The 21,493-nt window shown below is 33.4% G+C and carries 24 protein-coding genes; 20 read left to right on the top strand and 4 right to left on the bottom strand.

Annotated features, from left to right (window positions below; all coding sequences use genetic code 11):
* Positions 1-253 precede the first annotated feature (253 nt).
* The 7 genes from AC07WY_RS08795 (at position 254) to AC07WY_RS08765 (ending at position 4,047) form a co-directional block, all read left to right on the top strand.
* Complete coding sequence (locus AC07WY_RS08795; protein ID WP_494736179.1) at positions 254-733, top strand: ecotin family protein; 480 nt, start codon at positions 254-256, stop codon at positions 731-733.
* A 167-nt stretch (positions 734-900) separates the two neighbouring features.
* Entirely contained in the window at positions 901-1,356 is a 456-nt protein-coding gene (locus tag AC07WY_RS08790; protein WP_494736178.1) for a hypothetical protein, read from the top strand.
* Between the two features lie 817 nt (positions 1,357-2,173).
* Positions 2,174-2,524, top strand: coding sequence for a helix-turn-helix domain-containing protein (locus tag AC07WY_RS08785; RefSeq protein WP_004831616.1), 351 nt, complete (start codon positions 2,174-2,176; stop codon positions 2,522-2,524).
* A gap of 3 nt (positions 2,525-2,527) precedes the next feature.
* Complete coding sequence (locus AC07WY_RS08780; protein ID WP_494736177.1) at positions 2,528-3,067, top strand: ImmA/IrrE family metallo-endopeptidase; 540 nt, start codon at positions 2,528-2,530, stop codon at positions 3,065-3,067.
* 370 nt (positions 3,068-3,437) lie between these two features.
* A complete protein-coding gene (locus AC07WY_RS08775) occupies positions 3,438-3,686 on the top strand; it encodes a hypothetical protein (RefSeq protein WP_309803113.1) in 249 nt (82 codons plus the stop codon).
* Between the two features lie 12 nt (positions 3,687-3,698).
* Complete coding sequence (locus AC07WY_RS08770) at positions 3,699-3,920, top strand: hypothetical protein (RefSeq protein ID WP_494736176.1); 222 nt, start codon at positions 3,699-3,701, stop codon at positions 3,918-3,920.
* 7 nt (positions 3,921-3,927) lie between these two features.
* A complete protein-coding gene (locus AC07WY_RS08765) occupies positions 3,928-4,047 on the top strand; it encodes a DUF2158 domain-containing protein (RefSeq protein WP_494736175.1) in 120 nt (39 codons plus the stop codon).
* A gap of 164 nt (positions 4,048-4,211) precedes the next feature.
* Here AC07WY_RS08765 and AC07WY_RS08760 read toward each other — a convergent pair whose 3' ends face one another.
* A complete protein-coding gene (locus tag AC07WY_RS08760) occupies positions 4,212-4,427 on the bottom strand; it encodes a hypothetical protein (protein WP_419318519.1) in 216 nt (71 codons plus the stop codon).
* Between the two features lie 487 nt (positions 4,428-4,914).
* On the opposite strand from AC07WY_RS08760, the gene AC07WY_RS08755 reads away from it, so the two are divergent.
* The 10 genes from AC07WY_RS08755 to AC07WY_RS08710 all read left to right on the top strand — a co-directional run bounded on the left by AC07WY_RS08755 (position 4,915) and on the right by AC07WY_RS08710 (position 15,504).
* Complete coding sequence (locus AC07WY_RS08755; protein WP_494736174.1) at positions 4,915-5,391, top strand: hypothetical protein; 477 nt, start codon at positions 4,915-4,917, stop codon at positions 5,389-5,391.
* 135 nt (positions 5,392-5,526) lie between these two features.
* A complete protein-coding gene (locus AC07WY_RS08750) occupies positions 5,527-6,093 on the top strand; it encodes a hypothetical protein (RefSeq protein WP_494736173.1) in 567 nt (188 codons plus the stop codon).
* Positions 6,094-6,363: 270 nt separating this feature from the next.
* Positions 6,364-6,861: a GNAT family N-acetyltransferase gene (locus AC07WY_RS08745; RefSeq protein ID WP_494736172.1), complete on the top strand. Its 498-nt coding sequence runs from the start codon at positions 6,364-6,366 to the stop codon at positions 6,859-6,861.
* Positions 6,862-7,418: 557 nt separating this feature from the next.
* A complete protein-coding gene (locus tag AC07WY_RS08740; RefSeq protein WP_494736171.1) occupies positions 7,419-7,940 on the top strand; it encodes a Panacea domain-containing protein in 522 nt (173 codons plus the stop codon).
* Positions 7,937-8,884 (top strand): hypothetical protein, encoded by a 948-nt coding sequence (locus AC07WY_RS08735; protein ID WP_494736170.1) that lies wholly within the window; start codon positions 7,937-7,939, stop codon positions 8,882-8,884. The genes AC07WY_RS08740 and AC07WY_RS08735 overlap by 4 nt, the downstream gene beginning before the upstream one ends.
* Positions 8,885-8,972: 88 nt before the next feature.
* Positions 8,973-9,320: a hypothetical protein gene (locus AC07WY_RS08730; protein WP_494736169.1), complete on the top strand. Its 348-nt coding sequence runs from the start codon at positions 8,973-8,975 to the stop codon at positions 9,318-9,320.
* 100 nt (positions 9,321-9,420) lie between these two features.
* The gene (locus tag AC07WY_RS08725; RefSeq protein ID WP_303577986.1) at positions 9,421-10,068 is read left to right on the top strand and encodes a TonB family protein; all 648 of its coding nucleotides are present in this window, start codon (positions 9,421-9,423) and stop codon (positions 10,066-10,068) included.
* Positions 10,069-11,759: 1,691 nt separating this feature from the next.
* Complete coding sequence (locus tag AC07WY_RS08720; RefSeq protein ID WP_494736168.1) at positions 11,760-12,743, top strand: amidohydrolase family protein; 984 nt, start codon at positions 11,760-11,762, stop codon at positions 12,741-12,743.
* A gap of 63 nt (positions 12,744-12,806) precedes the next feature.
* Complete coding sequence (locus tag AC07WY_RS08715; RefSeq protein WP_494736167.1) at positions 12,807-14,153, top strand: MFS transporter; 1,347 nt, start codon at positions 12,807-12,809, stop codon at positions 14,151-14,153.
* An 88-nt stretch (positions 14,154-14,241) separates the two neighbouring features.
* Entirely contained in the window at positions 14,242-15,504 is a 1,263-nt protein-coding gene (locus AC07WY_RS08710) for an OprD family outer membrane porin (RefSeq protein WP_494736166.1), read from the top strand.
* A 56-nt stretch (positions 15,505-15,560) separates the two neighbouring features.
* On the opposite strand, the gene AC07WY_RS08705 is transcribed toward AC07WY_RS08710, so the two are convergent.
* Positions 15,561-16,448, bottom strand: a complete 888-nt coding sequence (locus AC07WY_RS08705; RefSeq protein WP_244013857.1) for a LysR family transcriptional regulator — start codon at positions 16,446-16,448, stop codon at positions 15,561-15,563.
* A 683-nt stretch (positions 16,449-17,131) separates the two neighbouring features.
* Here AC07WY_RS08705 and AC07WY_RS08700 point away from each other — a divergent pair.
* Together AC07WY_RS08700 and AC07WY_RS08695 are read left to right on the top strand one after the other, a co-directional pair.
* Positions 17,132-18,322, top strand: a complete 1,191-nt coding sequence (locus tag AC07WY_RS08700; protein WP_494736165.1) for a Fic family protein — start codon at positions 17,132-17,134, stop codon at positions 18,320-18,322.
* 164 nt (positions 18,323-18,486) lie between these two features.
* Positions 18,487-18,948: a hypothetical protein gene (locus AC07WY_RS08695; protein ID WP_151803225.1), complete on the top strand. Its 462-nt coding sequence runs from the start codon at positions 18,487-18,489 to the stop codon at positions 18,946-18,948.
* A 225-nt stretch (positions 18,949-19,173) separates the two neighbouring features.
* Here the strand turns inward: AC07WY_RS08695 and AC07WY_RS08690 are convergent, their stop codons facing one another.
* Together AC07WY_RS08690 and AC07WY_RS08685 are read right to left on the bottom strand one after the other, a co-directional pair.
* Entirely contained in the window at positions 19,174-19,620 is a 447-nt protein-coding gene (locus tag AC07WY_RS08690; RefSeq protein ID WP_494736164.1) for a GNAT family N-acetyltransferase, read from the bottom strand.
* Between the two features lie 269 nt (positions 19,621-19,889).
* Positions 19,890-20,360: a hypothetical protein gene (locus tag AC07WY_RS08685; protein WP_004817353.1), complete on the bottom strand. Its 471-nt coding sequence runs from the start codon at positions 20,358-20,360 to the stop codon at positions 19,890-19,892.
* Positions 20,361-20,806: 446 nt separating this feature from the next.
* On the opposite strand from AC07WY_RS08685, the gene AC07WY_RS08680 reads away from it, so the two are divergent.
* Positions 20,807-21,388 carry a DUF4189 domain-containing protein gene (locus tag AC07WY_RS08680; RefSeq protein WP_327857604.1) on the top strand — a complete coding sequence of 194 codons (582 nt, stop codon included), beginning with the start codon at positions 20,807-20,809 and terminating at the stop codon, positions 21,386-21,388.
* Positions 21,389-21,493: the final 105 nt, after the last annotated feature.

Raw genomic sequence — 21,493 nt, 5'->3', positions numbered from 1 at the left:
GACTGCATTAGAAAATAAAGAACTAAATAGAGCTACAGTGAGAATTGTGCGAAATTTTTTCATGATTTACCTCTGGTTTTATTTGGTAATGATAATTATTCTAACTTGCAAGTAAGAATCATTATTATATACTCGTATTGATAATGTGCAAGATTCAATTAATGAATTGGTGTATTTTTTTACCAATTGTTTGAAAATTCAGTAGAATGAATTTGATAAGCACATTGAATAATTAACATAAGAGGGTCGGATTTTGAAAAAAAATATATTATTAGTCTTAGGTGTTCTTGCTCTGTCAATTAGCGCCCATGCCAATAAAGGTGTTAATGATCTTAACGTATATCCTCCTGTTAAAAAGGATCAAAATAGGAATGTGATTGTCTTAGAGCCAAAAGAAAATGAAGATGATTATAGAGTTTTGATTACAGCTTCTATAGATGGAATGCAAGATTGCAACACTAAAAGCAGATCAGCAAAGTATACGGAAAAAGTAGTTGAAGGAATGCAATATCCATATTATGAAGTTGGTAAAATTGGTGATGTTGTAACAACTCTAATGGGCTGTTCTGAAATGCCCAAAATGGGTGAAATTCCAGTTAATCTGAGCGGTAACACAATTCTACGTTACAACAGTAAACTTCCAATTGTTGTGTATGCTTCGAATGGGGTTAAAATAAACTCCAAGATTTTTAAACTAGAAGAGATCAAGAAATCCAAAGTATTAAATGATTAGATATTGAATTTATCATAACCTCCCTCGGGAGGTTTCACTCTTACAAATATTCAATTTCGATTAACAAAATAGTGTATAATTCATCTCAAAATATTTTAAATATGTAAATTTTTTATCATATTGAAATTTAGTTACTGTTCTAATTAAAAATCTAAGAGTTGATTAAAATGCGTATACTTTTAATAGCTATTTTGACTGTAATAATTACTGGTTGTGCTACATCTTACAAAGAAGCTGGCGGTCCTGGTAATTTGGGTGTTAAAGCTACCATCATAGATGATAATGTATTTGAAGTTACATCTAGAATCAATCAATCTACACCACCTTACTTAAGAAGAGAGTATTCGATTCGCAAAGCAGCTGAAACCTCTATCAAACTAGGTTGTAGTTATTTTGTCGCAGTTGGAAATGTCAGACAGTCATTTACACAATCATCTCATGTAGTAAACACGGGTCTCCAAAAACTTGATAATGGCTCGTTGGTGTATGTTTCTAAATCAGGCACACAATACAATGTAGTAAACCCTTCGGGCATGGTTGTTAAATATGTTTGCTTCAATGATAAGCCAGATACGGTATTACCTGGTTTAGTCTTTAATGCTAAATATGTTTTACAGTCTTGATAGGATTTAAATCTCTATAAATTGAATTTTTAGCTTAATCAAACCCACTCACCTGAGTGGGTTTTTTATTGGATGCAATTTATAAGCAATGAAAAATTTACCTTCCCATGGGTGTCAGCAGAAAACTCAGCGCTGACAGCTTGTCAAAGCAGCAAGCAGTCGCATGTCCAGTGCTTCCAAAGAAACCATATGATGGACACGCAGCTGATGCAGAAAGATTGATGGAGGAGTGGCCCTATGAGTGAGGGCCTTATCTTGTAATTAAACTCTTTTTATCAAACGAAAACATAAGATAACTGCTAATAAAAATGCATATGCAATATTAAAGCCTTGGTCACCAAACACCCCATAATTATAAAAAGCTGGAGTTACCATAAGGACTATAATGGCTACACAAGTAGCCCACCAAAAAACATTTACAATCATATAAATTACCCTTTTCAGATTTTTAAATACAACTCCTATATTGCGTAAACTAAAAATACATTATTTTAATAAATTTGGCATTTCCGACGAACGGTTATCCAACCCCCAACAACCAATCCCAACTAAAAGTCATTTAACCCGAATTCCCCCATTTTTCGAAAACACCTCTTGATTCATAGAGCAATCACTATAAATCTATTAAAAAAGCATATGAATAAAAGTATTGGTTGAGAAACTCAATACTTTTGTGGTTTTAACTTAAATTAACCAAAAGGTTAATTATTTAATCCTTGGTGTTGAATTAAATTTATAATTTGTTTATCATAATCTAATACTGTAAAAAGTATTCACTTATTCAATAATGAATTAGTGACGCAATAGGGTTTTGAAAATGTCTAAACTAACAGAATTTGGAAAAGCAATTAGGAAGCTTCGGATTGATTACGATAGCAACCTTAATGAACTTGCGACTTCTATTGGTGTTAGTTCAGCTTTCTTATCAGCTGTTGAAACAGGTAAAAAGCCAATAAGTGCTGAATTAATTACAAAAATTACAAATGCTCTAGGACTGACGAATGATGAAGAAAAGCTGTTAACTCATGCTGCAAGCCAAAGTGTAGAAAACGTAACAATCAAAACGCATGATGCTGAAGAAGCGGAACTTGCATTAATGTTTGCACGACGTATTCAAACACAGTCGGTTGATTTAGCTGAACTGAGAAAAATCTTAGAGGGGAATTAATATATGTCATCTGGTTGTTCAGTGCCTAGGGGGTATAAAGTTCGCCCCCTGAGCGCACAAAGCATCAAGGATAAAGCTCGCACAGTACGAGATAAGTTTTTCAATTTATTACCTGCTGATGCCATTGATTTGGTGAGAATTCTTGAACATACATTGCATCAATATAAGGTGACATTTGAAGTTAGGGAAATTCACGAGATGCCTGATGTTGAGGGGTGGACAAACCCAGATGCATCTTTAGTTATTCTACGTGAAGATGTCTATGACGCTTTATGTGACTCAACCAATCTAATGCATAATCGTGCGCGTTTTACTGCTGCACATGAATTGGGACATTTGTTTCTTCATGAGGGCGTTGCTTTTGCACGAGGATCATTACCTACTCATAAACATTTTGAAGACTCAGAATGGCAAGCTGATATGTTTGCAGCTGAATTCTTAATGCCGACAGAGATTTGTATTGGATTAACAATTGAACAGATTCAGGCTCAATTCCAAGTAGGCTACTTGGCAGCTAAAAACAAATTTAATTCTTTAAAATGAAAAAACTGATATGAAAGTTATCTCTCATATCAGTTTCGGATAGTACACCCAAGGGCTATTCGGCTAACTCAGATGACTACTATAAAGCGTAAGGAACTTCATTGTAGATCATTTAAGTTAGCTTTTCAAATCTCCTTGGGAGAGGAGGTGAGCTATGTGCTTAAGAAGTTAGGTACTCAAGAACCGCCGAAAGGCAAGAAGTGGGTCTTTTGTAGATTCCGTAAGGTACGAGGCAATTCTGGCAAGGTGTTGGATGCGCATGAGTATGGTTATGAGGCATGGGCTTTTCTAGTTCCATGTGCAGCTTAAATGATCTAGCGCACAGGTGTTCGTACTTGTGTGCTTTTTAAATTAACAGTGGAGTTTTATTATGATTATCTATTACTTACTCGTATTTCAAAGAACAATTTTTGTATTTTCCTTTGGTATGCTTTTTGTAGCGATCTTAGGAATGTTTTTTCAGCCTACACCATTTTGGTTGTTAAATGAAATACACATGAATATGCAAACTATTCCGTTAGTCATAAAGGGATTTATTCCTTGGATTGCACTAATTGGAACCCTTAGAATTTCATTCGAAGTTGCTTTAAAAGACTTTAAAAGAAGACATTATATATAAAAGGTAAAAAAAATGACTCTATTAGCAGATCAAGTAGAATCCCTATTACGCATCGGTGCAAATGTTGATTTATCAAAAACTGAATCTAGATATTTAAGTTCCCAACTTGAGCAGTTTGCGAGAATTGCAAGTAGTCGCGAAGCTCACTTAACAATTTCAGCAAAGGGATTATTAAGTTCCCAACTAGAGCAACTTGCTAGGGTTGGCAGAAAATATATAACTATTGTTGTATAGGAAAAAAATGAATCAATTTAAAGAAGGCGATGTTATTTATTTGAAGTTTGGCGGACCAGCAATGACTATCAATGGCAAAGCTAACATGGGAGCAGAATGGGCTTGGCATGGTTTGTTGATGGTATGAATAAGACGACTGTTTTATGCCTGGAGCGTTAACCAAGGAAAATCCAAGTCCACGTAATAAACCTAAAGCAGGTTAGTCAAAGCCCCTAAGATGCTTTTCCAACAACATCGTGCTATGAACCAAACCTCCCTTGGGAGGTTTTTTTGATGTCATTAAATTTCAGATCATTCAGATGTTGTTTTTTCAACTGATTGTGATGCTGATACATTCTTCTGCTCATTGGCTACTTTTTGTTTATGACTAGGCATATAGTCAGGTTCACTTGACATAGCTAAATATAAAAAAGTGAAAAAGATTGATGTTAAAACAGCAACGATGGCTATAAATTTCCAGCCTAAAACAGTTGATTCTGAATCATCTGTTGTGTGGTTGTTTTTCATGTAAACCCCAAAAGGAAAAGGTAAAAAAGTGCAACATTTATATCATAAAACCAACTAAAGCTTTTTATCGTATTCTCTTGGAATGATTTTTAATTCAAAATTACAATTCTGTAATCTTCATCTAAGTTAAAGTAATAATTATGTGCTAAAAGTAAGATATTTCTAAAATTTGAGCTTGGACATGGAGCGAAATATTTGTAATTCAACAGCGCACTATGAATCGGATAGCGAAAAAAGCAAAAGCAACTTATTTCCAATATCAGTATTCATTTTAGTAATGATTATTTATGCATTCCTAGCAACAAAATTTTTGATTGTCGAAACTCCGCATGCAGATAAAGCGCAGACAGTATCAGGGAATACCAAAAGTGTTACATCAAAAAATTATTTCTGAAACCTTTTCATTTAATTCAACTTAAAAAACCTCCTAACCGAGTTTTTAATTAATTCATTGATACTTTAAATGCACCTAAAGGAATGTTTCAGAATGAATAAATTACTATTAATTGGTACTTTGGGGTTATTGCCAGCGTTAGCCAATGCAGAGTTTGTCACAACCTCTAAAGGTGAAAAAGTAGAACAAAAGGACAATCAAACTTCGGCTCTTGTAAGGCTCACAGATGATGATTATGTTTTAGATGGAAAATATTATGATGTAACACTTAAAGATGGTAATAAAAAAGACGTTATTGTGAATGTACTGACATTTGTAGACCAAAAAGATGGGAAAAAATTAACTAGAGATCAAGCTATGTTTGGGATCAAAATAACAGAGATTCCAATTCTAGATGGTCTTAAAAATCGACACTCGTATGTTCCAGTAAAGGTTTATATTTATCAGGTTGGTAATTCAGTAAACATTACTATCGAGTATTTTGCAAAAATTTATGGTGCAAAAAAAATAGGATCAAATTCTAAAGACTTTACTATGGATCAAAATGGTGAAATTCAAATTGTGCAGTAAAGAAATTAAACAAAACCGTCCTAAGTGGTTTTTTATATTCCAAATCCTCAACAATCACTTTTACTAAAATTTCTAACCTTTAGATAGTTTTTCAACAATAAGTCAAATAAACTATATGAAAATAAGGGGAAATAATTGAAAAAATTATTATTGGGATTAGGAGTTGGGTTGCTATCTTTTAGTTCGTATTCCAGTGAGCTAAAGTGTTCAGAATCTTACGATATATTTCAGGGAATTATTAGTGGTGCTGTGGATGTTCGAAGAAATGGTGATTTAAAACAAATCAAAGCACATAATGAACGCTATGATTACCCAGCTTTATTTAATAAGAATCACCCAGGGCAATTTTATTTGTATGGCTGGATGGATGAGAGTAAATACGATAATACACTTAATTATTTCTCTTATATGATTAAGAGCGGTAAATCTAAAGGGCATAAAGCAATACTTCTCAAGCCTAAGGCAGATTTCATTTCAAGTGTTGGTGAGGTATGTATCATTCCCATGTACTACTTCGTAAATATTGAAGGGAAACAAGGTGCAAGCCTAACTGATGTTTTTTTTGTAAGAGATATTCATAGTAATGAATGGAGGGTGCTAACCTATACTGGGGATGAGCCAAAAGAAGATATTGATGAGTTTTTTCCTGATCTCCCTAAGAAAATAAAGGTAAAACTTTCAAAAGCAAAATTATATGATTAAATTTTGATTAACCTATTTCGGTGGGTTTTTATTGAATCCAATTTATGAGCAATGAATAATTTACCTTCCCATGGGTGCCAGCAGAAAACTCAGCGCTTTAAAGTTGCAAGCAGCTGATGCGGAAAGATTGATTGAAGCATGGCCCTCAGATTGAGAGCTATCTCGTAAAATGGCTATTAATTCAAAAAAGGTTGAATTACATTTTCAAAAATTTTAGATAAGTGTTTTATGCTAAAGTTCAAACATGTTGAATTTTTAAAATATAAGTACATGTTAAATATTGAAATTAAAATTTTAAGTAAAAATGAGCTTAAAGATTTCAGAACTATCAGATTATCAGCTTTAGAAAAAGCACCAGAAATGTTTGGGGCTACATACTCTGTTGAGGTGGAGAAACCCTTAAGTTTTTTTGAAGCTTGTTTATCAAATTCAACCGTATTTGGTGTATATCATAAAGAAGAAATTATAGGTTTAGCCACATTTACAAAACAAATTTCAGCAAAATCTTCTCATAAAGGACATTTAACAAGCGTGTTTATTGAGCCTCAATTTCAAAAGAAAGGCGTTGCTACTCGGCTACTTACTTCAGTTGTAGAATATAGTAAAGAGCATGTTGAACAAATTTTACTTTCTGTTGCAGATGATAACAAGGAAGCAGTTCATCTCTATAAAAAATTTGGTTTTGAAACATATGGAGTTGAAAAGAAAGCTTTGAAAGATAATGAAAAATATATTGATAATATTTTGATGAAACTATTTGTGTTGTAGTGTTTTATATCAAATTCTACGTAATATTTTATAGCAATGACTTAATGATACCTTGCCCTAAACTCCTAAAATTATAGTCAGGGCAGGGCAAAAAATCACACTTTTTTGCTGATTTACACTTTGAAAGTCCACTGTGAATTCAGAGTGCTGTTCATTTCCAGAAAGATTTTACTTGCGCCAAGCTGCTACAAAGTTGATTTATACTGCATAAGTAGGTCAAAAATATCATCTTACATAATACTTAAAATGGCTGAAAGAACTGTAGTTAGATGATTTAGCATGTAACGTTCAAAAAGAAATCACTTGCGACACAGATCGTCACATTGTGAAACAAAAGATGTTCCACATGTTGTAATTCATCGACCGATGTTATTTAATAGGAAATAACAGAAAATGAAAGATATCAGTACGCTTTCATACTGTGCGATTCATTATTTAAGAGTATTAGTTAGAGAAAAGAGATGAAAACTTTCACCAAGTTACGACAAAGTTAAGTGCCTTGATATCCCTAAATTTAATAGGTGGAAGTAAGTTAAACAAAATTTATGAGGTGAATTATGAATAATAAATATACAGCAATGGATGTTGCCAACTATGTTGTTTGGCTTGTCAATAAAGATCCAGACTCTCCACTTGGTGGTCTTACTCCATTAAAGCTTCAGAAAATTCTTTATTATATAGCTACAACTTATTTTAAAAAGTTTGAAAAACGTTTATTTCCTGAAAACTTTCAAAAATGGCAATATGGGCCTGTTGTTAAGGATGTATATTATGAGTTTAAACCATTTGGAATTCATCATATAGCTAAGCCTAAAGCAATATTGGAGCGGAATACTGGAAGTGGCTTAAGTTTCACTAAAAAAGTATTTGATCCCAAAATGTTTGAGGAAGACAGAGATTTTATCGAGGTTGCGGATGCTGTTGTAAATAAGTTTATTAAATGGAAAGCATTTGATCTTGTTGAGCGTACTCATGAAGAAGACGCATGGAAAGAGTTTGAGTCAGATATTATGAAAGGCACTGAACTGATTTATTCTGATGCTGAATTTTTATCAGCTAAGTCGATTAATGAAAAATGAGTATAAACGCTGCACAAGATCTTTTCATTAAGTATCACTTAAACCCAGATTATTTCAATAAAAGGGAAGTTGTAGAAGCGACGGCATCAATGTTTGGCATCTTGGTAGATGATTATGTAAAAAAGGCTGCTAAAGAAACATTCTACAACTTACCTTATAAAGATATTTCAGTATTGGTCTTTAATAATCAATCAAATGAAATAAAATCAGATACATTTGATGGATTTATTACAACAGTAAAAGATGAGATTATTAACTCTTTTGAATCGTATGAATTGAATATAAGCCAAGAGCACATTATTGCATGTTATGAAAAATTTACCTCTCATATTGAACTTGCGCTAATACAAAAAAAATTTATGCTAGATATAGCTAAAGAGGCTGACAAATCAGCTAAAGAAGCAAATCGAGTGGCAAAGATTGCTCAAAAACAAGCAAAAAAAGCAAAAGATATGTCTAATGGCATGATAACCAATTTTGTCACTATTCTTGGTGTTTTTGCTACAATTATTATTACAGTTTTTGGGGGGATTAATATTGTTAGCTCAACAGTGAAACTTTTAGAGGGGAATAATAAGTTAGTCTACTTAGTATTTGTTGTTTCTTTTTTAATGATTTGCTTACTTACCTTAGTTAAATTATTAATGACTTGGATTAGCTCCATAAGAACTAATGATGAGGATTCAGATAAATCAAGAGAGAATAGTCCGAAAAAGAATGACTTTTACACTAAAAGTATAAGTTGCTTTATAGTAACAGTAATTGCCAGCGCAATTTGTATTGCTTGTAATCCCAAAGATCAGGAAACCAAATCTAAACAGGAAGATATTAAATCAAATAATAATGGTGTATTTATAATCAGTAGTAATAAGCCTGAAAGTGTGAAAAATATAGATATGCAGAAATTAGCATCTCCTGCATCATCTCCCATAGTAACCAAATAGATTGATTATTAATCAACCCGCCCACTTCGGTGGGTTTCTTTTTAACCAAATAATTAGTATCTTGGTCTAAATAGATTAAGGATATATCATGAAAAAGATAATTTTAATAATTTTGATTAGTCAGGCACTTATAGCTTGTGCGAGCGTAGCTACCCAACGCTATGAAACACTTAATGATCTAATGCAATCATGGGTTGGATCTTCAGAAGAAAAACTTATAAATAAGTGGGGAGTGCCAGATAAGAGCTATACATTAACAAATGGAAATAAAATTATTTCTTATGAAACTTTTGTTCATCCAGGGCGTTATTGTGAAGAAAAATTCATGCTTGAAAAAGGGATCATAGTGAAGTGGGGGCACTCTCGTTGCGATTTAAGTTTCAGTAATGCTAAGAAAATATCAAAAGATATTCCAATTCCTCAACCGACTCTTTGATAGTCTAAACGTTGTGTAGTTTTATTGATTCAAACCTCCTTCGGGAGGTTTCTTTATGGCCTTAAAATTAGTATCTTGAACTAAATACTAGAGATATATCATGAAAAGCTTATTTATAATTTTCTGCTTATTGGTTTCCAGTTTTTGTTTTGGAGCAGATTCTCAGGTTCAAGAAGTGCAGAAAAGCACAAATGATAAAATGTTAGCTAAATGGGCGAGGCCGCCAAGAATATTTTTTAAAGATGAAATATTAAAAGGTTACGACAGAGATGTTTTAATCTCGTTTGAAACCGATGTGACTGGCTGGGTTAAACATGCTGAAGTAATAAAAAGTAGTGGTGTGGATGATGTAGATAATTTAGTTTTACAGGCGGTGCAAAAAGCAAAATTTAGAGCTTGGAATGATTGGGATGTAAAAACTAATTACCCAGCACGCGCAAAACAACCTTTTCACTTTGCAGTTTCTAGAGATCCTAAATTCGAAAATGAACCAAGAATCGTTCTAAAAAAATCTGATTTAGAAGGTGAAAACAGATCATTAAGTATTTATTTAGAAGCTGATAATAACGGCAAAATAACTAAATCTGAGATCACCAAAAGTAGCGGATTAACTAAATTAGATAATTACATACTCAAAGAATTTAAAGATAAAGCAAGTTTTAAGCCTTTAAATATCAACGGTAAGCCTTATCCGATTAAAAAGACGAAAGAATTTTACTTTTCTTTAGATTCTGCTGAAGAAGGATAAAGTATATTTTTACAAAAATGAGAAAACTAAACCCACTCACCTGAGTGGGTTTTTTATTGAACTAAATTTATAAGCAATAAAAAAATTTACCTTCCTATTGGTGTCAGCAGAAAACTCAGCGCTGACAGCTTGTCAAAGCAGCAAGCAGTCGCATGTCCAGTGCTTCCAAAGAAACCATTTGATGGACACGCAGCTGATGCAGAAAGATTAATTGGTGCGTGGCATGAAAATCAATTTCTCACATTATACTAGCTATGTGAAAAATATTACTTTGTTCATGCTCGATATCAAGTTTGGTCAAGCTGATTGAATAACATAAGTGACTTTTTTATATTAATCACAATTTGGATGTAACAGTTTTAATGATAAATGATTTAAAAACAATAACATCCAATGTGATCCAATGCCAATAAAATAAATTATAAAAGTAGCTTTTCCAAAGAAAAATATATAATACATATCTCCAAAATATAAATTTACAAGAAAGTAGGGTAGATAAAATCCTGCTAAGCAATACATTGATTTAATTGAATATTTAACTCCAAATGAACATAATTCTGTGGTTATGAAACCAATCTTTAGTTTGAATAGTATGTTGAAAAAAAGTATTAAAAGGAGAGTGAGCGGTATGATATCTAAATACCCAATAACATAAATATATTTAAATACATATCCTGCGAAATTAATATAAGTATAAGTACTTATAAGTAGTAGTATGCTACTAATTAAACAAGTGCGAGAAAACCATTTCTGCTCACTAGATTTTACGAGATTTTTAAATAGAATTAAGTCAATGTTCATATCAAACCTTAATTTTGATTTATGAGATTAAATTCTATCAGAAATAAAAAAAAGTCATTCTCAAAAAGTGGAATTTCAAAAAAAGTTCATTTTTATTTTCAAAAATGAGCTTAGTCAAAATTTAATATTTATTTCTATCATTTTCAAAACAATTTTCTCCGCAGTATTAAACATCTTTTTTATGTTAAAAATAGTGTTTTGAATGATGCAAAGAATAAGGCTCTTAAATAGATCTTTATTGCTAAAATTTAAATCTGTCAACCAATATTTATTGCTTAAACAAAGATTTGTCAACCAGCCTCCAACAACCCATCCCAACTAAAACAATTCTGTGTCAGAAGAATAAATTTGTTTTTTAATCTTTTACTTTGATAATTTAAAAATAATGATAAAATCAGATTAGTGATCCTGAGTTCAATTCCAAAAGTGGAAAACTAACTCAGAATAAGTTTTAAACTGTCACAAAAAATCATTAACTATCAAAGTAGTGTGTTACACACAAGTTACACAATACATATCCTAGACAATAAATATTTAATATATATAATGAGTTAAGGCTTTAATTAAACTCCCGCCATCTCCACCAAATTTGTAAATCATGATCTGTCACTTAGTTATACGATGTATCATGAAACTTAATAAAGCCTTGAAATTTAACAGTTTTAGGGCTTTTTTAATGCCTGAATTTAGTTTTGTCATCTCTATCCTATTTTGATCACCATGAATCAATTTTGCATATCGCTTAATTAATATTTGCAAGCGATGACCAACTCGATCAATAAAAGTTTAGCTTTCATAAAATGAAAGTTAAGTTTCCATAATTAATGTTCTCGTATTCTTTTAAGCCACCTAATCTACGTCTATACCTTTAATAAGTTATGGAGTCGTAAATGAAAGGGAAGATTGCTTTAGAAGAACATTTTGCAATTCAAGAGACACTTGGTGATTCGGAACGATTCTTTGTACCAGATGTTTGGAGAACTAAGCGGAGCCAATTACTCGATATAACTGGTGAACGTTTACGCCGCATGGATGAAACGGGTATTGAATACTCAATCATTTCTTTAAATGCACCTGCGATTCAAGCGATTGCAGATCCGAAAAGAGCTGTTGAAGTTGCAAAAATTGCAAACGACACCTTAGCGGAATTAATCGCTAAACATCCTGATCGCTTCGGGGCTTTTGCTGCATTACCATTACAAGACCCAGAAGCAGCGGCAAAAGAACTCAATCGCTGCATAACAGAACTTGGTTTTGCGGGTGCTCTAGTAAACGGTTTCTCAAATTTAAATAACGATGAAACAGCAAGATATTATGATGCTGGGGAATATTTAGATTTTTGGAGTGAGGTTGCTAAACTCGATGTACCATTCTATTTACACCCGCGTAACCCACTTTTAAGTCAGCAATTGGGTATCAAAGATCATCCTTGGTTAATGGGGCCTGCATGGTCATTCTCAGTTGAAACAGGTGTACATGCACTGCGTTTAATCGGTTCAGGTTTATTTGATAAATACCCAAATATTAATATTATTTTAGGGCATCTAGGCGAGTTAATTCAAAATAATATTTGGCGTACATCGCATTGGGCTTCAGCGAATGGTCGTAATCCACTCGGTGTAAAAGCAGAAAAGCCATTTATTGATTATTTCCGTAAGAATTTTTATTTAACAACAAGCGGTAACTTCCGCACAATTACTATGAAAAATGCAATTGATGAAATTGGATCGGATCATGTTTTATTCTCAAGTGATTATCCATTTGAAGATATGGAAGAAGCGACGCATTGGTTTGATCATGCCGAAATTGGTGAGAATGATCGAGAAAAAATAGGCCGTCATAATGCACACAAATTATTCAAGTTAAGCATTTAAAGTAGCTCAAGCCAATAACAATGATTGTTATTGGCATTTTTAATGCAGTAAAAGGATTTTATGATGAAAATAATACTAGACATACAGCAAGCCGTTGATACTAGAAAATTATCTCTGCAGCAGTGGATAATATTTATACTTTTTTTTTTAGTGATTTTAGCAGATGGGATTGATACGGGGGTAGTCGGGTTTATCGCTCCAGCATTGTTAGATGATTGGGGGATCACTAAAAATGATCTACGCCCAGTAATGAGTGTTGCCTTAATAGGAATGGCGATTGGAGCAATATTTGCAGGAATATTAGCCGATAAGATTGGACGAAAATGGGTCATTATTGGTTCTGCATTTATTTTTGGTGTTTTAACCATCCTGACAGGTACTTCAAATAACACGACTGAAATGGTGATATATCGATTCCTAACAGGATTAGGACTTGGTGCTGCAATGCCAAATGCCGCAACACTCGTATCTGAATATATGCCAGCGCATCGCCGTGCATGGATGGTGAATTTATTATTTTGTGCACTACCGCTTGGTATTACCATTGGTGGTGTTTTATCAGCAGGTCTTTTATCAAATCATGGTTGGAAAATGGTACTATATATAGGTGGGGCTATTCCTGTAGTGGTTGCCGTTGTTTCGATTTTTCTTTTAAAAGAATCGTTGCATTTTTTGATTAAAAAACAAGGACAAATCGAAGCATTAGAAATTGTAAAAAATATACAGGGTAAATTTATCGATGCACAATTAGTTCCTGTTAAAAGCCTAGATGCTGATTTAACTGAAAAAAATACCAATCCCGTTAGTCTTGTCGTCGGCAAGTTTATTGTACCCTCTGCAATGATGTGGCTCTGTTGCTTTATGAGTTTATTGGTATTTTATGTGCTTACAAGCTGGATGCCCACGCTTCTTAAGGAATCAGGATTTACACCAGAACAGTTTAGTTTAGTCACAGCAGTTTTCCCATTTGGTGGCGTTGCAGGAACAATCCTCATTGGTTGGTTTATGAGTAAATATGACGTGAATAAAACCATCACTTTTGCATATTTTATATCAGCCGTATTATTTGTCATAACAGGATTTCTTACCCAAAATATTTATTTACTCGCATTGTTTATTTTCTTAGCAGGCGCTGGTTTGGTTGGCGCACAATCCTCATTGCCATCTTTAGCTGCGATATTTTATCCTGCAGAATGCCGTGGAGTTGGTGTTTCATGGATGCACGGATTAGGCCGTTTTGGTGCTATTTTCGGGGCATTTTTCGGCGCTTATATCTTCACATTTAATCTCGGTATGAGTGGTATTTTCTTCGCACTTGCAGTGCCTATTTTAATTTCGGCGCTAGCGCTTTATTTGAAAGGGCGTTATTCAACTTCTAACGTGACAATTCCTCAAACTTCAAAAGTTTAAATAAAAAAACAATAACGACTACCTCAATTATTTTCAGGTAGTCAGGATTTTTACACCTTAAAGATTTAAGTAAAAATAGGTACATATCATGAAGAATATATTTTTTCTTGGATTAGTCGGCCTCACGACTACACTTCCTACAATTACAAATGCTGAATTTATCAAAGATCGTAAAATCTCGTTAACGACAAAAAATTATTACTTTGATAGAGATTACATAAATAATGTTCCATATCCTGCAGCAAAAGATTGGGCTCAAGGTTTTATCCTAAATGCTAAATCTGGATATACCAGTGGAAATGTAGGATTTGGTTTGGATGTTCTTGCTTTAGCAGGTTTTAATCTTATGGGAAATAATAAAGATTATGCTGCTTCAGGTTTATTGCCTGTAGATAGAAACAATGAGCGTCCTGATCATACAGGAGAGTTGCGTTGGACCCTGAAAACCAAGGTAAGTGATTCGACAGTTCATATCGGGACACTTTCGCCGATGTTCCCAGTAATTTTTTCAAGTCCCGCGCGGTTATTCCAACAAAATTACCGCGGTGCACACTTGCAGTTTAATGAAGTAAAAGATCTTAAGCTTCATGGATTATATGTCGATCGAGTCAATCATAGGGACTCTACGAACTATGAAAAAATTCGTATAGGAAATATCAATGGGCGATTTAAAACAGCTGCTGAGTCTTCAGGCTTATATATGCTTGGTGCTGAATATCAATTTAGTGAAGGCGTTAAAGCAGATCTATATCACGCAAATTTGCATGATGTATATTATCAAAATTTTATTGGTGTCAAAACTAAACATGATGTCGGAATCGGTCATGTTCTTGGTGATTTTAGAGCGTTTCTCAGTGAAGATGCCGGAAAAGAATTAGCAGGGAAAATAGACAATCAGCATTTAAGTGGGATCGTCGGTTTAAATATTCTTAATCATACCTTGAGTTTAGGATATATGCACTCTTTAGGCGACACCGCAATGCCAACATTGGGTCATGCTGAACCTGCAGTATTTATGGATAGTATAAGTGCTGATTTCACCAATCAAAATGAAAAAGTTATCAGTGTTCGATATGACTATGATTTTAAAGATACTGCTTTAGATGGTTTAAAATTTATGGCGAGATATAGCCAAGGAACTGATATCGAAATTCCTCGGTTAAAGGGTGAGGTATTTGAAGAAGACTCTTTCGATTTTGATCTAAATTATCGCATACCTCGTGGAATGCTCAAGGGTGTTGGTATCCGTGCTCGCTATACGCGTTATCGTAATGATTTACCTAATGAGAGAATCGTATTCAGACCCGCCAATGAGACGAGGGTCAATGTTGATTACACGTGGAAATTTTAAAGCATAAAATAAATGGAATGTTATCGGAGGTTTGGCTTATAACATTCCAAGAAAATTCAATAATTAATATTGTCTTTGGTAAAGTTAATAAAATCTTTGACAACCTCTCTCTTTTTTAATTTTGAATACACCATGTAAAGTGATAATTCAGATGAATGATTGTCTTTAAAACACTCAATTAATATACCTTCTTCTAATTCTTGTTTGACCTCGTGATATAGACGATATCCGATACCAAATCCTTGAATCATCCATTGGTGCGTAACTTCAGCATTATTACTCTTTAAATAAGGGTGTACATGAACCTCAAATATTTCGTCATTTATACTGTATTTCCAATCTTGATATATGTGACGATTTCTTATTAGGCAAATGCAGCGATGATTGAGTAAGTCTAAGGGATGTGTAGGATAGCCAAATTTATTAAAATATTTGGGGGAAGCACAGAATATACGTCTAGTATCGAGTAAAACCTCTGAGTTGTAGATTACATTATTGGGTTGTTCGAGTTGAAAAAGGATATCAAGTTCATTTTCCACAAGATCCATTTTCGAGTCAGAAAGAATGAGTTCGATTTCTAGATTTGGATGCGGTACGCTGAATTTTGCTATTAAATCACCTAACTTACTACGCCCAAGATAATTTAAGCTACCAATACGTAATTTACCTGCAAAAGAATTCACATTTTGAGAAACCTCTTCATGAACCTGCTTCATTAAAGATGATATGTAAATACTGCGATCTAATAATAGTTTACCAGCCTCGGTTAAATCAAATTGTCTAGCAGATCTGTTAATAAGTCTCTTACCATAAAAATATTCAAGTTTTGCTAATTTTCTGCTTACTGTCGGCAGGGGAATATCCATTTCAATGGAAGCACGCGTCATTGATTTTGATGAGGCTAAGGTTATAAAGAAATCTAAATCACTAATTTCATCTTGCATAATTTGCTTTCCGTAGCATAAATCAATTTAATTTTTGCATAGCACACGTCTGCCCTAAATATAATCGATGCTTTTTAAAATTAAATTTGAAGTGTTTGATGAGTTATTAACTTTTAATTTTTTTCAAAAATCCCATTTTCATTAAAATTTAAAAATAACGATTTGACTTGCAGTGGTCATTATAACAGTAGTTAGGATGATTATGAGAGAAATTAATATTTTGAAAAATATAGGTTTAATTTAAAAACTGTAAATAAAATTGAATAAAAAGTGTTATAGCTAAATATGCCATAGAAAAATATGATTCTTTTAAAACTAAATCAAAGAACTTCTGTATTGAGCAGTATGGTAAGTATTTTTCATTAAATACTTAGCCTGTAAAGCAAAAAAAGTGGAGTGCGCATAAATAACATTCAATAAATTAGCAAGAAGGTTAGATAAATACTGCGTGACCAGTTTCAACACATTAAAAACAGTGTAATAAGTACGATGTATTTTAGATAATTTCTCAATACGGCTAAGTTTATGATATTTATATATTTTAGTTAAAACTCTTCTTTTTGACATTTTTTCTGACACTTTCTTTGACATTTTTTTGATTTTTTTTATTAAAAAATTGACTAAATAACTGAAATACAATAATAATGATTTGACATTTTCTTTGACATTTTTTCTGACAAAATATGCCTGAACAAAGTAAAACATGGATAGATGAAACGACGTTAAAAGTCATGACATATAAATCAGGCTTTTTTACTTTTCAATTGGGTTTTGAACATACTCAAGTCCAAGCGATGCTTAATCGTGTCAATGATTCACAAAAGCGCTTTAACAAAACTCCAAGTTTGCCCTTAATTATTGATCAAGTGCAGGATAAGGTATTAGCAAGCAGTATTTACAGTACCAATACTATTGAAGGAGGGAAATTTACAGAACAAGAAACTGCAAACATATTAAAACAGGACCCTAAGACTATTCAAAAGTCAGAAGAGCGAAGACTGACAAATTTAAAAGAATCTATTGAATGGATAAAAAAAACCAGTTCTAAACAGTTAAAGCCTGTAGATGGTAAGCCTTTTGAACTTTCTACGATGTTTCAATTACATATATTGGTATCTCAGAATTTAGAAGAGCAACATAATCCAGCAGGGCAGTTACGAAATAACCAGCCAACTCAAAAAACAATAGTTGGTAATGATTCTCATGGAGGGACCTATCGACCACCCAAGTGCATAGAGGATATTGAATATCTTATTCAGGCGTGGATAGAATGGTTAAATAGTCCAAACGTAATTAATCAACCAGCGATAATTAGAGCAGGGCTAGCACATTATTATTTTGAGCTAATTCACCCATTTTGGGATGGTAATGGACGTACTGGGCGTCTGATTGAAATGTTTATTCTTGAGCAGTCAGGATATCGGTTTAGTTCATCTGCTATTTGGAAGTATTATCAAACGAATATTCATGAATATTTTGCTCTATTCAATCAGTGTAGAAAACTAGCTGATAAAAAGGAAGATAACCCTAATCAACCATTTATTGAATTTATATTGAATGGTATGTTTGAAACAATTGAATATCTTCATGATGAAAGTAATAAATTAATCGGATATTTGCTTTACCAAACAGCTTTAAATAACGCTAAATTTAGGAAGGAAATTTCAGATAGGCAATTCAATCTTATTCATAATGTGATGCGAGTGATGAGTGAAAGTAATAAATTTTTGTCAAAAGCAGAACTTTATCGTATTCCACAAATCCAGATTTTATATGATAGAAAAACCGAAAGAACATTTTATAGAGATATTGATAAGCTTGTTGAATTAAAATTTTTATCTGAACAGGATGGATTGGTCGTTATGGGAAATTGATTAATAAGTGAATCCTTTAATTTCTTGTATCAACAATTTCAGCGCTTTTTTATGCTTAAATATCTATCATGGACATCTACAAGTACTATTTGAAAATCACGCACATTACAAATAGAGTATGATACATAGCGATGACTTTCACTATTTTGAGTTGAGTATACTTGATGAAAAAAATATTAATGTTGCTTATTAGTCCTGTAATTGCTGGTTCTGTGTATAGCGCTGAAGATTGGTCGAAAAAACCTCAATCCTATGTGTTTTTACAAAATGAAGAACCTCAATATGGGAATAACAATAGTGAACATGTTGATTTTTTTGAGTTGTCAAAGCAACAAGAGCAAGATCGTATCGCTCAACGTGATGTAAATGTCGCAAAAATGTATGAAAATCGAGCAAATACTTCTAATATGAGTCCATTTGAAAGATCTCAATATCTTCTGAAAAATAATGATACTCATGCTTTGAATGCACATGAAAGCGAGCAACAGCTAAAATCATTGCAAAAGGCCCGCAATAGAGGGGTAATTTCAGAGCGCGATTATCAACAGAAAATGATTAAGCAAAATCAGATGCCTTTAGAACAGAAAAATAATCAACTTAAATATTCAATCCCTGTAGGGGAGTGATGATGAATATCTTTAAGTGTGATTGGTGTTGAATGGGTTTTTTAATTATTTATTTTTATATAGAAGTACCTTAAGGTACTTTTTTTAACACATTAAAAATTCAACTTCTCTACAGGTTGAAATCGTGATAAGCAATTCTATAATCTTTCGTTATCTTTGATTTAAGTTTTTATCATAGTATTTACGATTCATCCATATTACCTAAAAAATTAAGTTAAAATGTAATTATATTAGAGGCTTAGAATAAAAATAAACTAACTCTGGATCACCATCATCAAGATTTTCTATGTGACCGCTCTCGATAAATCCAGAATTTAGTAATAACTTCTGCATTGGCAAGTTAGATCGATTCGTTGTGGTAAAAAGCTTCGGATGTTGGCATTTTGACTTTAATGCGTTCAGTAATACACGTCCCGTACCACAGCGACGATAAAGTTCTCCGACCATCAGCATCTCAATAAAACCGCATCCGAAAAAATGGTAATTTAGAACGCCGTAGCCCATTACTTTTCCATTTTTTTCAACAAGAAAGCAGACACCCTGCATACACCAATTGTGGATTTGCAATATTCGCTGCGGATCGTGTGAGGCAACACTGTCAATAGAGATTAAGTATTTAGTGTCAGTTTCAGTCGCTAGGCGAATAAGTATATGTTCATTTATATCAGTCATTACGCTATTCACTATAGCAAAATATATAGACCAATTTAGAATTATGGTCGTGATAAGAAATTCTAGATAGTTTCTTTATAGATCAATCGCCTAATAATAGCCTTGCCGCAAAAAATAGAATCAGGGCAGAGTAAAGATATTTTACTTTGAGGTATTGATACTGTTGCTAAACACAATGAGTGTAGGGCTTTGAATCATACGAAGAATAAAGTGCTCAAGTGAACCTAAATCAGATATAAGCTCATTTGAAATTATAGGTTTAAGCTACTCTATTTCTTCTTTTTATCGCAACCGATCACTATGGCATCGGTGATGATATTCTTACCGTCTGTGTACAGTGTGATATTGCAAAAGTAATCGATAACAGTCCGATTTTCTGTATATCCAGTCTTCCGATAGACTGGTTCGCTACCAACTGGCATTTGGCCAACCACGCCACCGCCACCGATTCCAACCATGGTCGTCTTTTGGCCAATATACTCAACACCTGTCTGCACGAAAACTTTTTCTGGTGTTACATGAGTCTGCACTCGATTCCACCCATAGAAGCCACCACTACCATACGACGATGGACCTAGACCATGATCAGGTTTGCCAAATATTTTAAATGCATTACTGGCTGGTTGCCCGACTAGTTTTTGTGCAGCCACTTCGACTTCATTGGGTTTGGTGGCCAAGGTGGCGCAAGCGCTGATACTAAGTACCATGAGGGTGACACAACTATATTTGAATAAAGGCATGGAAAAGACTCCTAAAATAATCAATGTTATACGTACAGAGCAGAGCGAGATATTAATTCATCATAATTTATTATTTGGTATATATTTCACACGATTATATCGCATAACTATTGATAGTCAAAAGCCCATTCTCACTAAAATAATTTGGTGTTAACTTTCCTCTGCTCATAGTCCATTGATGATCTTTTTAGAAGGCGCGATCCTCGTATTGAGCGCTGTTTTGAATAAACTTTATTATATTGGGTCTCTTAATCAATATATTGATTTAATTAAGAATGTTTTATAAATATCAAGTTGTGATGAGCATGATCATCAGAATGAAAATAAGTAATGCCAATTCAAAATTTGAGTTTAGTAATGAATTATTTTAAGATTTAGAACGACTAAAAGTTAATTTATAAATGATAGATATTTCACAAAATAATTTACGGCATGGATGAAAAATTATGGCTAAATACAATAGACCGCAGATCATACAATTTTTTATATCGTTAATTTCTCTTACTCTATTTTCTTTAACGATGTCAGGTGTTGCGCATGCTGAGGGGAATTGTCCTCCGGGCTATTATCCTGTCGGTGGTCAAGGTGTACAAGGCTGTGCACCTATTCCAAATTATGGAAGCAGTGGGGGATATTCAGCTCCAAGCTATCGGACACCAAGCACAGAAGGTTATGTAGCTTCGGGTACAAATGGTGTAATCGGTGTTGCTACTGCAAAAATTTTTCGCGGAAAGTTAGAAGAGAAAGCGTTGCAAGCTTGTGAAAAAAAAGGTGGGACTGATTGCAGAATTTGGTTTACTTATGATGACAATCATTGCGCGACTGTAGGTCAAGCAGAAGGAACAAATAGGTTGTATAAAGCACGAACAACGGCGGGTGAAGTAAGCGATGTTGTTCCAATGTTAGTCCCAGGAAGTAGAAAAGCTTTAGGACGGAAGAAAGTTTTAGAGGCGTGTCGTTATGATGGCTTCCCAGAGGCTCAATGCAAAATTATTTATGAAGATTGCCGTAGGCTTAATCTTCCATAAGTATTTTATTTTACGATTAAAATATGAAATACAAAGCTTGGGAAGACGTTTACGGAGTCGAGCTGAAGCGAGTTTTTAAGACAAATACAACCACCTTCGGGTGGT

Source organism: Acinetobacter sp. GW821-FHT01C12 (assembly GCF_059422625.1).
This window is presented reverse-complemented; position numbering and strand designations above follow the sequence as displayed.

What these genes read in the sequence shown, in the direction of transcription:
- AC07WY_RS08680 (WP_327857604.1), top strand. Translation starts at nt 20,807, where the DNA reads ATGGCTAAATACAATAGACCGCAGATCATACAATTTTTTATATCGTTA.
- AC07WY_RS08765 (WP_494736175.1), top strand. Translation starts at nt 3,928, where the DNA reads ATGAATCAATTTAAAGAAGGCGATGTTATTTATTTGAAGTTTGGCGGA.
- AC07WY_RS08735 (WP_494736170.1), top strand. Translation starts at nt 7,937, where the DNA reads ATGAGTATAAACGCTGCACAAGATCTTTTCATTAAGTATCACTTAAAC.
- AC07WY_RS08715 (WP_494736167.1), top strand. Translation starts at nt 12,807, where the DNA reads ATGAAAATAATACTAGACATACAGCAAGCCGTTGATACTAGAAAATTA.
- AC07WY_RS08785 (WP_004831616.1), top strand. Translation starts at nt 2,174, where the DNA reads ATGTCTAAACTAACAGAATTTGGAAAAGCAATTAGGAAGCTTCGGATT.
- AC07WY_RS08720 (WP_494736168.1), top strand. Translation starts at nt 11,760, where the DNA reads ATGAAAGGGAAGATTGCTTTAGAAGAACATTTTGCAATTCAAGAGACA.
- AC07WY_RS08760 (WP_419318519.1), bottom strand. Translation starts at nt 4,427, where the DNA reads ATGAAAAACAACCACACAACAGATGATTCAGAATCAACTGTTTTAGGC.
- AC07WY_RS08725 (WP_303577986.1), top strand. Translation starts at nt 9,421, where the DNA reads ATGAAAAGCTTATTTATAATTTTCTGCTTATTGGTTTCCAGTTTTTGT.
- AC07WY_RS08745 (WP_494736172.1), top strand. Translation starts at nt 6,364, where the DNA reads ATGTTAAATATTGAAATTAAAATTTTAAGTAAAAATGAGCTTAAAGAT.
- AC07WY_RS08755 (WP_494736174.1), top strand. Translation starts at nt 4,915, where the DNA reads ATGAATAAATTACTATTAATTGGTACTTTGGGGTTATTGCCAGCGTTA.
- AC07WY_RS08700 (WP_494736165.1), top strand. Translation starts at nt 17,132, where the DNA reads ATGCCTGAACAAAGTAAAACATGGATAGATGAAACGACGTTAAAAGTC.
- AC07WY_RS08730 (WP_494736169.1), top strand. Translation starts at nt 8,973, where the DNA reads ATGAAAAAGATAATTTTAATAATTTTGATTAGTCAGGCACTTATAGCT.
- AC07WY_RS08685 (WP_004817353.1), bottom strand. Translation starts at nt 20,360, where the DNA reads ATGCCTTTATTCAAATATAGTTGTGTCACCCTCATGGTACTTAGTATC.
- AC07WY_RS08740 (WP_494736171.1), top strand. Translation starts at nt 7,419, where the DNA reads ATGAATAATAAATATACAGCAATGGATGTTGCCAACTATGTTGTTTGG.
- AC07WY_RS08705 (WP_244013857.1), bottom strand. Translation starts at nt 16,448, where the DNA reads ATGCAAGATGAAATTAGTGATTTAGATTTCTTTATAACCTTAGCCTCA.
- AC07WY_RS08775 (WP_309803113.1), top strand. Translation starts at nt 3,438, where the DNA reads ATGATTATCTATTACTTACTCGTATTTCAAAGAACAATTTTTGTATTT.
- AC07WY_RS08770 (WP_494736176.1), top strand. Translation starts at nt 3,699, where the DNA reads ATGACTCTATTAGCAGATCAAGTAGAATCCCTATTACGCATCGGTGCA.
- AC07WY_RS08710 (WP_494736166.1), top strand. Translation starts at nt 14,242, where the DNA reads ATGAAGAATATATTTTTTCTTGGATTAGTCGGCCTCACGACTACACTT.
- AC07WY_RS08790 (WP_494736178.1), top strand. Translation starts at nt 901, where the DNA reads ATGCGTATACTTTTAATAGCTATTTTGACTGTAATAATTACTGGTTGT.
- AC07WY_RS08695 (WP_151803225.1), top strand. Translation starts at nt 18,487, where the DNA reads ATGAAAAAAATATTAATGTTGCTTATTAGTCCTGTAATTGCTGGTTCT.
- AC07WY_RS08780 (WP_494736177.1), top strand. Translation starts at nt 2,528, where the DNA reads ATGTCATCTGGTTGTTCAGTGCCTAGGGGGTATAAAGTTCGCCCCCTG.
- AC07WY_RS08690 (WP_494736164.1), bottom strand. Translation starts at nt 19,620, where the DNA reads ATGACTGATATAAATGAACATATACTTATTCGCCTAGCGACTGAAACT.